This window comes from Streptomyces sp. NPDC126510, assembly GCF_040302345.1.
Taxonomy (GTDB): Bacteria; Actinomycetota; Actinomycetes; order Streptomycetales; family Streptomycetaceae; genus Streptomyces.
The window spans coordinates 109,155-121,034 of the sequence record NZ_JBEORR010000007.1 but is presented as its reverse complement, the minus strand read 5'-3'; the positions used below and the strand labels follow the sequence as shown (position 1 = coordinate 121,034).

Sequence of the window (11,880 nt, the reverse complement as noted above, 5' to 3'; positions counted from 1 at the left end):
ATCTGATCGGGCCTTCCCCCTGGCAACGCCACTCAGATTTCGACCGGCTGTTCACAGCCCGAGAGTCTCGATCCCGGCCTGCCGGGATCAACCGTAAGTGCATCTGAAGTCTTTGGAGTGACCCGTGGCTGCCAACTGCGACGTCTGCGGCAAGGGGCCGGGCTTCGGCAACAACATCTCGCACTCGCACCGCCGTACGCCCCGCCGCTGGAACCCGAACATCCAGCGTGTGCGTACCGTGGTGGGCGGGACGCCGAAGCGCGTGAACGCTTGCACCTCGTGCATCAAGGCCGGCAAGGTCTCGCGCTGACGCTCAGCTAGCGCGCAACCACTGCTGGTTCGCTGCGAGAGCCGGTCCACCTCTGGTGGGCCGGCTCTTTGCGGTGCCTGATCTTCGCCATGCCGACGCTGACGATCAGGATCTTCACCTCGCCTGATCGTCAGCGTCTCAGCGTTCGGTGCCCGCCCGGAAGCGCCAGCCGTGATCCACCGGTCCGATCCCTCCGCCGAGCGCGAATCCGGCCGCCACGGCCCCCGTGACGTACTCCTTCGCCGCGGCCACCGCCTCCGGGACGGACTGCCCCTTGGCGAGCTGGGAGGCGACCGCGGAGGCGAGGGTGCAGCCGGTGCCGTGCGTGTGGCGGTTGTCATGTCGCGGCGCCCGCAGCCAGTGCTCCTCGGAGCCGTCGGTGAGCAGGTCGACGGCGTCCCCGGACAGATGGCCGCCCTTGATCAGCACCCAGCGCGGCCCGTACGCCAGCACGGCCTCGGCGGCTGTGCGCAGGTCGCGCTCCGCCTCGACCCGTACGCCCGCGATCTGGGCCACCTCGTCGAGGTTGGGAGTGGCGACCGTCGCCACCGGCAGCAGCTTCGTACGGACGGAGTCCAGCGCGGAGGCGGCGAGCAGGGCGTCGCCGTGCTTGGAGACGCCCACCGGGTCGACGACCGCCGGGGCGTCCGTCCCGGCGATCAAGTCGGCGACCGCCTCGACCAGTTCCGCCGAGGCCAGCATGCCCGTCTTGACCGCCTGGACGCCGATGTCGTCGACGACGCTGCGGTACTGGGCCCGCACGGCCTCCACGGGCAGTTCCCAAGCCCCCTGCACGCCGAGGGAGTTCTGCGCGGTCACCGCCGTCACGACGCTCATGCCGTGCACGCCGAGCGCGAGCATCGTCTTGAGGTCGGCCTGGATGCCCGCGCCGCCGCCGGAGTCGGAGCCCGCGACCGTCAGGACGTTCGGGATCATGACTCTATGTCCGCGAAGTGGTCCCAGCCGCCCTTGCTGGTCCACGGCGCCCCGTCGACCGTCACCTGGGGCAGCGCCGAGGGGTTGAGGACCTCGCCGATGACCTTCCAGCGGGCGGGCAGCTTCACGTCCGGCGGGAACGTCGCCACGATCGCGTGGTCCTCTCCCCCGGTCAGCACCCACTGCATGGGGTCGACCCCGACGGCCTGCCCGATGTCGTTCATCTGGGACGGGATGTCGATCGCCCCGGAGCGGATGTCGATCCGCACCTTGCTCGCCTCGGCGATGTGCCCGAGGTCGGCGATCAGCCCGTCGCTCACGTCGCACATCGCGGTCGCCCCGAGCCCGGCGGCCGCCGGACCCGCGTGGTACGGCGGCTCGGGCCGCCGGTGCGCCTCCACGAACGCACGCGGTGAGCGGAACCCCCGCGACAGCACCGCGTACCCGGCGGCCGACCAGCCCAGCCAGCCGGTCACCGCGACGCGGTCGCCGGGCCGGGCGCCCGCCCGCGTCACCGGCTCCTGGTTGCGCAGATCGCCCAGCGCGGTGATCGACACCATGATCGAGTCGCCGCGTACGACGTCCCCGCCGACCACGGCGGCGCCCGCCACCTGGCACTCGTCGCGCAGGCCGTCCATCAGCTCGCTCGGCCACGTCACCGGCAGCTCGGCCGGGACGACCAGGCCGAGCAGCAGCGCGGTCGGTACGGCGCCCATGGCGGCGATGTCGGCGAGGTTCTGCGCGGCCGCCTTGCGGCCCACGTCGTAGGCCGTCGACCAGTCGCGCCGGAAGTGCCGGCCCTCCACCAGGATGTCCGTGCTCGCCACGACCCTGCGGTCGGGCGCGGCCACCACGGCGGCGTCGTCGCCGGGGCCGACCCGGACCGCCGGGGTCGTGGTCAGACGGGAGGTGAGCTCCCTGATGAGCCCGAACTCACCGAGCTCACCAACAGTGCCCTTCATTGCCCTTGCTCCCCTTCTGTCCCTGTCCGTGCCCGGTCGCGAGGCATCTCGGTCCTCGCTACGGTCGAAGTGACCGTCACGTTCTGCCGGACCTGCACCCCGGCGCGCACAACCCGGCCCCCGCAGGTCTCCCCGCGGCGAGCGGCGACGCGATACCGTGGCGTTCCTTTTCCCCACATGATCCTCGTGGCCGCCCTGGAGGTTCCGTGGTACAGGCGTACATCCTGATCCAGACCGAGGTCGGGAAGGCCTCGGTCGTCGCCGAGACGATCGGCAAGATCCCTGGGATCATCCAGGCCGAGGACGTGACGGGACCGTACGACGTGATCGTGCGGGCCCAGGCCGACACCGTCGACGACCTCGGCCGCATGGTGGTCGCCAAGGTTCAGCAGGTGGACGGCATCACCCGCACCCTGACCTGCCCGGTCGTCCATCTGTAGCCCCCGTCTACCCTGTGCCGGTGAACTCTTTCCGTCACCGGCACCGCTGTATCTTCCGCGTGTTCCGCCTGCCCGCTGTCGCGCTGTTGATCACTGCTGCGGGCTGCTCCTCAGCAGACGACAGCGCGTCGGCGGCGGTTCCCAGTCCGGACGCGAAGGTCGTGGGACTGTGCCGGAACCTGGACAAGGTACTGCCCGCGAAGGTGGACGGTGAGCGCCGTGCGGATCCCGAGCCCGCGTCGGCGCTGACGGCGGGCTGGGGCAGCCCGGCGATCATACTGCGCTGCGGTGTGCCGCAGCCGCCGAAGATGGTCGACCCGAAGGTCGCCGAGGGACGGGATCCGGATGCCGTCGCCGGGGGCGTGAACGGGGTCGACTGGCTGATGGAGGAACAGGACGGCGGGGGGTACGTGTTCACCACCGCCAACCGGGAGGCGTACGTCGAGGTCCGGGCGCCCCAGGGCGCGGACACCTCGGGTGTGCTGATCGATCTTGCCGCGGCAGTGAAGAAGGCGATCCCCAAGGGGATCGCCTCCTGAGCGCCGGGCCGGTGCCCTCGTCCTGACCGCGGTCCGTTCATGGCTGAACGCACGGTTCCCCGCGCCCCTCGCGGGTCGATTCAGCGCAGGCCCGTCGAGCGCCGCAGCGCCGCCTGCACCAGCCGGTCGATCAGCTCCGGGTAGCTCACTCCGCTCGCCTGCCACATCTGCGGATACATCGAGATGGGCGTGAAGCCGGGCATCGTGTTGATCTCGTTGATCACGAACTCGCCGTCCTCGGTGAGGAAGAAGTCCGCGCGGACCAGGCCCTCGCAGGACGCCGCCTCGAACGCCTCGACCGCCAGGCGCTGGACCTCGGCCGTCTCCTCGGGCGTGAGGGGCGCGGGGACGAGACCCGGAGTGGAGTCGATGTACTTGGCCTCGAAGTCGTAGTACGCCTGCGCCTCGGGCGGGGGGATCTCCGCGGGGAGGGAGGCCCGGGGGCCGTCCTCGAACTCCAGGACGCCGCACTCGATCTCGCGGCCGCGCAGCGCGGCCTCCACGAGGATCTTGGGGTCGTGCCGCTGGGCCTCGGCGACCGCCTCGTCGAGTCCGGAGAGGTCGCCGACCTTGGTGATGCCGATCGACGAACCGGCCCGCGAGGGCTTCACGAACAGCGGCCAGCCGTGCTCGCCGGCGAAGTCGACGATCTTCTTGCGGGCGGCCGCCTGGTCCTGCTCCCACTCGCGCGGCCGGATCACCACGTACGGGCCCACCTTCAGCCCGAACGAGGTGAACACCCGCTTCATGTACTCCTTGTCCTGGCCCACGGCCGAGGCGAGCACACCCGAACCCACGTACGGGACGCCGGAGAGCTCCAGGAGGCCCTGGAGGGTGCCGTCCTCGCCGTACGGGCCGTGCAGCACCGGGAAGACCACGTCGACCTCGCCGAGGGCCTTGGGGACCGATCCCGGCTCGCTGTAGACGACTTCGCGGTCGGCGGGGTCGACCGGGAGGACCACTCCGCCCTCGGCGGACTCGGCGAGGGCGTCGACGCTCGGCGGGCGCCGGTCGACGATCGCCATCCGCTCCGGTTCGTCCGCCGTGAGCGCCCAACGCCCTTCCTGGGTGATGCCGATCGGCAGGACGTCGTACTTCGTCCGGTCGATGGCCTTGAGGACGGCGCCGGCGGTGACCACGGAGATCCCGTGTTCGGAGCTGCGCCCGCCGAACACGACGGCCACACGCGGCTTGCGAGGCGGCTGCTCGGGGCTCTGGGGGAGGTTCTCGGTGCTCATATCGCGTTGAGAGTACCCGTTGGTAGTGCCGCTAGTAAGCGCCGCCGGCCTCGCGTCGCTCAGCGTCGTTCGGGCTTCGCGCTGCGCGACATCAGCTCCTTGAGGGCCACCACCGGGGGCTTGCCCTCGTGCACGATGCCGACGACCGTCTCCGTGATGGGCATGTCGACGCCGTGCCGGCGGGCCAGGTCGAGCACCGACTCGCAGGACTTGACGCCCTCCGCGGTCTGCTTGGTGACCGCGATGGTCTCCTGCAGGGTCATGCCCTTGCCGAGGTTGGTGCCGAAGGTGTGGTTGCGCGACAGCGGCGAGGAACAGGTCGCCACCAGGTCCCCCAGACCCGCGAGTCCGGAGAAGGTCAGCGGGTCGGCGCCCAGGGCCATGCCGAGCCGGGTGGTCTCGGCGAGGCCGCGGGTGATGAGCGAGCCCTTGGCGTTGTCGCCGAGACCCATGCCGTCCGCGATGCCGACGGCGAGACCGATGACGTTCTTCACGGCTCCGCCCAGCTCGCAGCCCACCACGTCGGTATTGGTGTACGGGCGGAAGTACGGCGTGTGGCAGGCGGCCTGGAGCCGCTGGGCGACGGCCTCGTCGGTGCAGGCCACCACGGCCGCGGCCGGCATCCGCGCGGCGATCTCCCGCGCCAGGTTGGGCCCGGTGACCACGGCGATCCGCTCCGGGCCGACCTTGGCGACGTCGTCGATGACCTCGCTCATCCGCATCGCGGAGCCGAGTTCGACGCCCTTCATCAGCGACACCAGGACCGTGTCGGGGGCCAGCAGCGGGCTCCACTCGGCGAGGTTGCCGCGCAGGGTCTGCGAGGGGACCGACAGCACCGTGAAGTCAGCCTCCGCGGCGGCTTCCGCGGGGTCCGTGGTGGCCCGGACGTTCTCCGGGAGCTCGACGCCCGGGAAGTAGTCGGGATTGGTCCGCGTGGAGTTGATCGCCTCAGCGACCTCCGGGCGGCGCGCCCACAGGGTGACCTCGCACCCCGCGTCGGCGAGCACCATGCCGAAGGCCGTACCCCACGAACCGGCGCTCAGGACCGCCGCCTTGACCGGCTTGCTCACTTGCCCAGCCCCTCTTCCTGCACGGTCTGCCCGGCCTCCTGGTGCGTCTGTGTCTGTGCCTGTGTGCGGCGTCGCTGCTCGATCCGCTCCAGGCGCGGGTCGTACGGCGTCTCGGGTGCCTTCTCGCCGCGGATCAGCTCCAGCTGGACGGTGACGGCGGCCATGATGACCTCCGTGGCCTCCTTCAGCAGCTCCGCGGTCATCTCCCGGTCGTAGAACCGCGCGAGGTCCACGGGCGGCCCGGCGAGCACGTGGTGCGTCTTGCGGGGCAGCAGATTCGGCTTCCTCGCGTACGGCGGCAGCAACTCGTTGCAGCCCCACTGGGCGACGGGGATCACCGGGCACTTGGTCTGCAGGGCGACGCGCGCGGCCCCGGTCTTGGCGGTCATGGGCCAGCCGTCGGGGTCGCGCGTGAGGGTGCCCTCCGGGTAGAAGGCCACGCATTCCCCGCGGTCCACGGCGTCGATCGCGGCCCGGAAGGCGCTCAGCGTGTCCGTGCTCTCGCGGTAGACGGGGATCTGCCCGGTGCCCCGCATCGCGGCCCCGACGAATCCCTTCTTGAAAAGCCCGCTCTTCGCGAGGAATCGCGGGACGCGCCCGGTGTTGTACTGAAAGTGCGCGTAAGCGAAGGGATCGACGTGCGAATTATGGTTCACCGCGGTGATAAATCCACCCTCGGCCGGAATGTGCTCCATTCCACGCCAGTCCCGCCTGAGCAGAACCACCAGCGGCGGTTTGCAGATCACCGCGGCGAAGCGGTACCAGAAGCCGATTCTGCGGCGGGGCACGCGGACACCTTCCTCTAGGGCCTGAAAGCCGGGGCCACGGGGGGCCGCACAAGTGTCGCCCCAGGCCGCCGGTCTGTCGAGAACACCGTACGCCCCGGCATGCCGCCCGCCCGATGCCCCCGGGTGACAATGACCGCGACAAGAGGAGGACGGAACACCCGTGCAGTGGACCCTGGTCGTACCCCTGAAGCCCCTGGCCCAGGCCAAGAGCAGGCTTGCGGACACCGCGGACGACGGGCTGCGGCCGGACCTGGCGCTGGCCTTCGCCCAGGACACGGTGGCTGCCGCGCTGGCCTGCCCGGGGGTGGGAGATGTGGCAGTCGTCACGGACGACGCCCGGGCGGGCCGTGAGCTGGCCGCGCTGGGCGCCGCGATCATCCCCGACGAGCCGGGCGGCGGTCTCAACGCCGCCCTCGCACACGCGACGCGGGCCGTACGCTCCGTCCGCCCGGCCCGGGCGGTGGCCGCGCTGAACGCCGACCTTCCGGCCCTGCGCCCGGCGGAATTGTCCCGGGTACTCGATGCCGCCGCCGAATTCCCGCGCGCATTTCTCCCGGACGCGGCCGCAATCGGAACGACCCTGCTGGCAGCCGCCCCGGGCCGGGAATTGCGCCCGGCTTTCGGCACGGACTCCCGCGCCCGGCACCGCGCATCGGGGGCCGTGGAACTGCCCCTGACCGCGGTCGATTCGGTACGCCAGGACGTGGACACCGGCGACGACCTGCGCAGCGCTCTGGCCCTGGGGGTCGGCCCTCATACGGCCGCGGCCGCCGCGCGGTTGCTGATTCCCGGGCAGTAGGCTGCGGCCATGCAGGCGACCGCGTACACGTACGACCCCGAAAGCCGCAGCGGGCAGGTACTCCTGGACGACGGCACCCCGGTGCCCTTCGACGCGGCCGCGTTCGACGCGGGTGGCCTCAGACTGCTGCGCCCCGGCCAGCGGGTACGCATCGAGGTGGAAGGGGCGAGGGACGCGCTCCGGATCACTCTGGTGACCCTGCAGACCCTCTGACCACATGCCGAACACGCCGCGGGCCGGACTCCGTGCGGAGTCCGGCCCGGCGCGTGAGTACCCCGTCGCCCTTACTTCTTGCGGGCGGTGGTCTTCTTGGCCGTGGTCTTGCGCGCCGTCGACTTCTTGGCGGGCGCCTTCTTGGCCGTGGCCTTCTTCGCCGGGGCCTTCTTCGCGGTGGTCTTCTTCGCGGCGGTGGTCTTGGACGCCGCCGTGGTCTTCTTGGCGGGCGCCTTCTTCGCGGTGGTCTTCTTCGCGGCCGCGGTCTTCGTCGTGGCCTTCTTCGCCGTCGTCTTCTTGGCGGTGGTCTTCTTCGCGGCGGCCGACTTGGTGGTGGCCTTCTTCGCGGCGGCCTTCTTGACCGTCGCGCCGGCACCGCCGGTCAGGCTGCCCTTCGGCGCCTTCTTCACGGAGACCTCGCCGCCACGCGGCAGCTTCTTCGAGCCGCTGACCAGGTCCTTGAAGCCCTGACCGGCGCGGAAGCGCGGAACGGAGGTCTTCTTGACCCGAACCCTCTCGCCCGTCTGGGGGTTACGGGCGTACCGGGCCGGGCGGTCGACCTTCTCGAACGAACCGAAGCCGGTGACCGAGACCCGCTCACCCGAGACGACCGCTCGGACGATGGCGTCCAGTACATGGTCGACAGCGTCGGCGGCCTGCTGGCGGCCGCCCATCTTGTCGGCAATCGCTTCTACGAGCTGCGCCTTGTTCACGTCTTCCCCTTCGGAGACATCGCCAGAACGAAAGTGTTCAAGCTTTTCGCACGTTAGGCAGATATATACCGCAAATCAAACACGAAACGGGCTTATCACCCTTGTGCCGCAGCGAACTCGACGGTGCCGAGAGGTTCAGCGTTCCTCGACGGGGAGACGTCCCTCGTCGAGGTCCGTATTGAACCGCTCAAGCCGCCTTGCCGCGTCGGCGAGATCGTGCTTGGCCGCGGCCGTAATGACCAGCAGCTTCCGGGTCAGCGCCATCCGTACGCCCTCCGGGACTTGCAGTGCGCGCACCCTTGTGTGCGCTTCCTTGAGTTGGTCCGCGACTGCCGCATAGAGCTCGAGTTGGCCGTCGTGTTCCATGCACAGATTGTGCCATCTGGGGCGAGTTGTCGCCTGCGCAGGGGACAACTGCCGCCTCAAACGGCCTTCCCGGCACACGTGGAAGTCACGGCTGTACCCCTCGCCTACCCCAGCAACCACGGGCTTAACGTGGGAAGTTGGCAGCCGAACAGCGGGTGGGCAGGGCCGTTCGGGTGCAGACACGGCTGTACCCCCGATCGGGCTGATCGGGGGTACAGAGGGGATGTTGCTGTGGCCGAAAGTCGCCTTGTTCTCAGGCGGCGGGCCGTGCCCGGGGTCAGACCGGGAGGGTGCGCGGCTTGAAGGCGGGGCGCTTGGCCTCGTAGGCGGCGATGTCCGCCTCGCTCTGCAGGGTGATCGAGATGTCGTCGAGGCCGTTCAGCAGCCGCCAGCGGGAGTTCTCGTCCAGCTCGAAGGCGGCGGTGATGCCCTCGGCACGCACCTCGCGGGCCTGGAGGTCGACGGTGATCTCGGCCTGCGGGTCCTTGTCGGTGAGCTCCCACAGCGCGTCCACGGTCTGCTGCTCCAGAACGACCGTGAGCAGGCCGTTCTTGAGTGAGTTGCCGCGGAAGATGTCGGCGAAGCGGGAGGAGATCACGGCCTTGAAGCCGTAGTTCTGCAGTGCCCAGACGGCGTGCTCACGCGAGGAGCCGGTGCCGAAGTCGGGGCCGGCGACCAGGACGGTCGCGCCCTTGCGCTCGGGCTGGTTGAGCACGAACGACGCGTCCTTGCGCCAGGCCTCGAACAGCCCGTCCTCGAACCCGTCGCGCGTGACCTTCTTGAGCCAGTGGGCGGGGATGATCTGGTCGGTGTCGACGTTGGAGCGGCGCAGCGGGACGGCCCGGCCGGTGTGGGTGGTGAAGGCTTCCATGACTGATCAGACTCCAGCGGGCGTACGGGTTGCGGCGTCGGACAGGTCGGCCGGGGAGGCCAGGTGACCGAGGACGGCGGTGGCGGCCGCGACCTGCGGCGAGACCAGGTGGGTGCGTCCGCCCTTGCCCTGCCGGCCCTCGAAGTTGCGGTTGGAGGTGGACGCGGAGCGCTCACCGGGGGCCAGCTGGTCGGGGTTCATGCCCAGGCACATCGAGCAGCCCGCGTGCCGCCATTCGGCGCCGGCCTCCTTGAACACCACGTCCAGGCCCTCGGAGACGGCCTGCAGACCCACCCGCGCGGAGCCCGGGACGACCAGCATCCGTACGCCGTCGGCGACTTTGCGGCCCTTCAGCAGCTCGGCGGCGGCACGCAGGTCCTCGATGCGGCCGTTGGTGCAGGAGCCTACGAAGACGGTGTCCACGTTGATGGAACGCAGCGGCTGCCCGGCCTCCAACCCCATGTACTCCAGGGCCTTTTCGGCGGCGTAGCGCTCCGATGCGTCTTCGTACGAAGCAGGATCGGGGACGGACGCCGAAAGCGGTGCGCCCTGCCCGGGGTTGGTGCCCCAGGTGACGAACGGCGACAGTTCGGCGGCCTCGATGACCACCTCGGCGTCGAACTCGGCGTCCTCGTCGGTCCTGAGCGTCTTCCAGTACGCGACGGCCGCGTCCCAGTCCTCGCCCTCGGGGGCGTGCGGACGGCCCTCGAGGTAGGCGAAGGTGGTCTCGTCCGGGGCGATCATGCCCGCGCGGGCGCCGGCCTCGATCGACATGTTGCAGATGGTCATGCGGGCTTCCATCGAGAGCTTCTCGATGGCCTCACCGCGGTACTCCAGGACGTAGCCCTGGCCGCCGCCGGTGCCGATCTTCGCGATGATCGCCAGGATCAGGTCCTTGGCGGTGACACCCTCGGGCAGCTCGCCGTTGACCGTGATCGCCATGGTCTTCGGGCGGGACATCGGCAGCGTCTGGGTGGCCAGCACGTGCTCCACCTGGGAGGTGCCGATGCCGAACGCCAGCGCGCCGAAGGCACCGTGCGTGGAGGTGTGCGAGTCACCGCACACCACGGTGGTGCCCGGCTGGGTCAGACCCAGCTGCGGGCCCACGACGTGTACGACACCCTGCTCGACGTCGCCCAGCGGGTGCAGGCGCACGCCGAAGTCGGCGGCGTTCTTGCGCAGCGTCTCCAGCTGCACCCGCGAGACCGGGTCCGCGATCGGCTTGTCGATGTCCAGGGTCGGGGTGTTGTGGTCCTCGGTGGCGATGGTGAGGTCCAGACGCCGCACCGTGCGGCCGCTCTTGCGCAGACCGTCGAAGGCCTGCGGACTGGTCACCTCGTGCAGCAGGTGCAGATCGATGAAGAGAAGGTCGGGCTCACCCTCCGCGCGACGGACGACATGGTCGTCCCAGACTTTCTCCGCGAGTGTCCTACCCATCGCTGTTCCCTCCGGTCGGCGACGGTCCGCCGACCCAACTAGAGATCTTGAGGAGGCAGTGCCCGTACCCCTGATTCCGGGCACACACCGCCAGGCCCTTACGTCACGGGCCGTTGTGACTTCGTGATTCCAGGGTGGCGCGTTCCACGGAAAATTGAACTTGCGTTTCACAGAGTGAGACGCGAGTATCGTTTCATGGACAACAGTAGCGGCGTCGGCGTTCTGGACAAGGCGGCCCTCGTCCTGAGCGCTCTGGAGTCCGGCCCGGCCACCCTCGCGGGATTGGTCGGCGCCACCGGACTGGCACGACCCACGGCCCACCGCCTGGCCGTGGCCCTGGAACACCACCGCATGGTGGCGCGCGACATGCAGGGTCGTTTCATTCTCGGCCCCCGCCTGGCAGAGCTTGCCGCGGCCGCGGGTGAGGACCGTCTCCTCGCCACCGCGGGACCGGTGCTCACGCACCTTCGGGACATCACGGGCGAGAGCGCGCAGCTCTACCGCCGCCAGGGCGACATGCGCATCTGCGTCGCCGCGGCGGAGCGCCTGTCCGGCCTTCGGGACACGGTCCCGGTCGGTTCCACGCTCACGATGAAGGCCGGCTCCTCGGCGCAGATCCTGATGGCCTGGGAGGAGCCGGAAAGGCTGCACCGCGGCCTGCAGGGGGCGCGCTTCACGGCGACGGCCCTGTCGGGTGTGCGGCGGCGGGGCTGGGCCCAGTCGATCGGCGAGCGGGAGCCGGGCGTCGCGTCCGTGTCCGCGCCGGTGCGGGGGCCGTCGAACCGGGTGGTGGCCGCCGTGTCGGTGTCCGGGCCGATCGAGCGTCTCACCCGTCACCCGGGTCGGATGCACGCGCAGGCTGTGATCGATGCGGCGGGGCGTCTCTCCGAGGCGTTGCGGCGCACCGGCTGATCGACACAGGGAGTTTCGGGGAGGCTCGCCTCAACGCCGCGGCAGGCTTTCCCCGACTCCTCGCCGTAAGACTTGCGGTTTCGCTGTCGAGCGCCGGCACATAGCGGTTGATCGCGCAGCTCCCCCGCGCCCCCGAGAAGCTACGTACGCGAAAGGCCCCCCACCGAAGTGAAGGGCCTTTCGCCGATGTACCCCCGACCGGATTCGAACCGGCGCTACCGCCTTGAGAGGGCGGCGTGCTAGGCCGCTACACAACGGGGGCGTGGAACCTGCGTTTCCGCAGGTC

At 70.2% G+C, this 11,880-nt stretch carries 15 protein-coding genes and 1 tRNA gene; 6 read left to right on the top strand and 10 right to left on the bottom strand.

All coding sequences use genetic code 11. The features are described 5' to 3' along the window. The first annotated feature begins 124 nt into the window (after positions 1-124). Positions 125-310, top strand: a complete 186-nt coding sequence (gene rpmB / locus ABTX60_RS11595; protein ID WP_004924906.1) for a 50S ribosomal protein L28 — start codon at positions 125-127, stop codon at positions 308-310. 138 nt (positions 311-448) lie between these two features. On the opposite strand, the gene thiD is transcribed toward rpmB, so the two are convergent. Beyond that, complete coding sequence (gene thiD, locus ABTX60_RS11590) at positions 449-1,246, bottom strand: bifunctional hydroxymethylpyrimidine kinase/phosphomethylpyrimidine kinase (RefSeq protein WP_352096881.1); 798 nt, start codon at positions 1,244-1,246, stop codon at positions 449-451. Continuing rightward, positions 1,243-2,208 (bottom strand): thiamine-phosphate kinase, encoded by a 966-nt coding sequence (locus ABTX60_RS11585; protein WP_104781449.1) that lies wholly within the window; start codon positions 2,206-2,208, stop codon positions 1,243-1,245. Before ABTX60_RS11585 ends, thiD begins: the two co-directional genes overlap by 4 nt. Positions 2,209-2,414: 206 nt before the next feature. Here ABTX60_RS11585 and ABTX60_RS11580 point away from each other — a divergent pair, with 206 nt between their 5' ends. Together ABTX60_RS11580 and ABTX60_RS11575 are read left to right on the top strand one after the other, a co-directional pair. Continuing rightward, positions 2,415-2,648: an Lrp/AsnC family transcriptional regulator gene (locus ABTX60_RS11580; protein ID WP_344459002.1), complete on the top strand. Its 234-nt coding sequence runs from the start codon at positions 2,415-2,417 to the stop codon at positions 2,646-2,648. A gap of 20 nt (positions 2,649-2,668) precedes the next feature. Next, positions 2,669-3,187 (top strand): DUF3515 domain-containing protein, encoded by a 519-nt coding sequence (locus ABTX60_RS11575; RefSeq protein ID WP_352096880.1) that lies wholly within the window; start codon positions 2,669-2,671, stop codon positions 3,185-3,187. Positions 3,188-3,267: 80 nt separating this feature from the next. On the opposite strand, the gene ABTX60_RS11570 is transcribed toward ABTX60_RS11575, so the two are convergent. From ABTX60_RS11570 to ABTX60_RS11560, 3 genes are read right to left on the bottom strand one after another with little or no spacing between them, the layout of a single operon-like run. After that, positions 3,268-4,425: a D-alanine--D-alanine ligase family protein gene (locus ABTX60_RS11570; RefSeq protein ID WP_352096879.1), complete on the bottom strand. Its 1,158-nt coding sequence runs from the start codon at positions 4,423-4,425 to the stop codon at positions 3,268-3,270. Positions 4,426-4,484: 59 nt separating this feature from the next. After that, the gene (locus tag ABTX60_RS11565) at positions 4,485-5,495 is read right to left on the bottom strand and encodes an NAD(P)H-dependent glycerol-3-phosphate dehydrogenase (RefSeq protein ID WP_352096878.1); all 1,011 of its coding nucleotides are present in this window, start codon (positions 5,493-5,495) and stop codon (positions 4,485-4,487) included. Next, a complete protein-coding gene (locus ABTX60_RS11560; protein ID WP_352096877.1) occupies positions 5,492-6,283 on the bottom strand; it encodes a lysophospholipid acyltransferase family protein in 792 nt (263 codons plus the stop codon). Before ABTX60_RS11560 ends, ABTX60_RS11565 begins: the two co-directional genes overlap by 4 nt. A 160-nt stretch (positions 6,284-6,443) precedes the next feature. Here ABTX60_RS11560 and cofC point away from each other — a divergent pair, with 160 nt between their 5' ends. Together cofC and ABTX60_RS11550 are read left to right on the top strand one after the other, a co-directional pair. Beyond that, positions 6,444-7,082 (top strand): 2-phospho-L-lactate guanylyltransferase, encoded by a 639-nt coding sequence (gene cofC, locus ABTX60_RS11555; RefSeq protein ID WP_352096876.1) that lies wholly within the window; start codon positions 6,444-6,446, stop codon positions 7,080-7,082. A 9-nt stretch (positions 7,083-7,091) separates the two neighbouring features. After that, entirely contained in the window at positions 7,092-7,295 is a 204-nt protein-coding gene (locus tag ABTX60_RS11550; RefSeq protein WP_104781455.1) for a hypothetical protein, read from the top strand. A gap of 71 nt (positions 7,296-7,366) precedes the next feature. On the opposite strand, the gene ABTX60_RS11545 is transcribed toward ABTX60_RS11550, so the two are convergent. From ABTX60_RS11545 to leuC, 4 genes are all read right to left on the bottom strand, one after another. Next, a complete protein-coding gene (locus ABTX60_RS11545; RefSeq protein WP_352096875.1) occupies positions 7,367-8,008 on the bottom strand; it encodes an HU family DNA-binding protein in 642 nt (213 codons plus the stop codon). 135 nt (positions 8,009-8,143) lie between these two features. Next, complete coding sequence (locus ABTX60_RS11540; RefSeq protein ID WP_053668772.1) at positions 8,144-8,374, bottom strand: SCO5555 family protein; 231 nt, start codon at positions 8,372-8,374, stop codon at positions 8,144-8,146. Positions 8,375-8,651: 277 nt separating this feature from the next. Continuing rightward, on the bottom strand, positions 8,652-9,245 hold the full coding sequence (gene leuD, locus ABTX60_RS11535; RefSeq protein WP_352096874.1) for a 3-isopropylmalate dehydratase small subunit: 594 nt from the start codon (positions 9,243-9,245) through the stop codon (positions 8,652-8,654). Positions 9,246-9,251: 6 nt separating this feature from the next. After that, complete coding sequence (gene leuC, locus ABTX60_RS11530) at positions 9,252-10,682, bottom strand: 3-isopropylmalate dehydratase large subunit (protein WP_352096873.1); 1,431 nt, start codon at positions 10,680-10,682, stop codon at positions 9,252-9,254. Between the two features lie 195 nt (positions 10,683-10,877). On the opposite strand from leuC, the gene ndgR reads away from it, so the two are divergent. After that, positions 10,878-11,594, top strand: coding sequence for an IclR family transcriptional regulator NdgR (gene ndgR, locus ABTX60_RS11525; RefSeq protein WP_003993203.1), 717 nt, complete (start codon positions 10,878-10,880; stop codon positions 11,592-11,594). A 189-nt stretch (positions 11,595-11,783) separates the two neighbouring features. On the opposite strand, the gene ABTX60_RS11520 is transcribed toward ndgR, so the two are convergent. Then, a tRNA-Glu gene (locus ABTX60_RS11520) sits at positions 11,784-11,856 on the bottom strand. Positions 11,857-11,880 lie beyond the last annotated feature (24 nt).

Coding starts and splice junctions, on each gene's coding strand:
- ABTX60_RS11550 (WP_104781455.1), top strand. CDS start 7,092: ATGCAGGCGACCGCGTACACGTACGACCCCGAAAGCCGCAGCGGGCAG.
- ABTX60_RS11585 (WP_104781449.1), bottom strand. CDS start 2,208: ATGAAGGGCACTGTTGGTGAGCTCGGTGAGTTCGGGCTCATCAGGGAG.
- ABTX60_RS11570 (WP_352096879.1), bottom strand. CDS start 4,425: ATGAGCACCGAGAACCTCCCCCAGAGCCCCGAGCAGCCGCCTCGCAAG.
- thiD (WP_352096881.1), bottom strand. CDS start 1,246: ATGATCCCGAACGTCCTGACGGTCGCGGGCTCCGACTCCGGCGGCGGC.
- ndgR (WP_003993203.1), top strand. CDS start 10,878: ATGGACAACAGTAGCGGCGTCGGCGTTCTGGACAAGGCGGCCCTCGTC.
- ABTX60_RS11540 (WP_053668772.1), bottom strand. CDS start 8,374: ATGGAACACGACGGCCAACTCGAGCTCTATGCGGCAGTCGCGGACCAA.
- leuC (WP_352096873.1), bottom strand. CDS start 10,682: ATGGGTAGGACACTCGCGGAGAAAGTCTGGGACGACCATGTCGTCCGT.
- leuD (WP_352096874.1), bottom strand. CDS start 9,245: ATGGAAGCCTTCACCACCCACACCGGCCGGGCCGTCCCGCTGCGCCGC.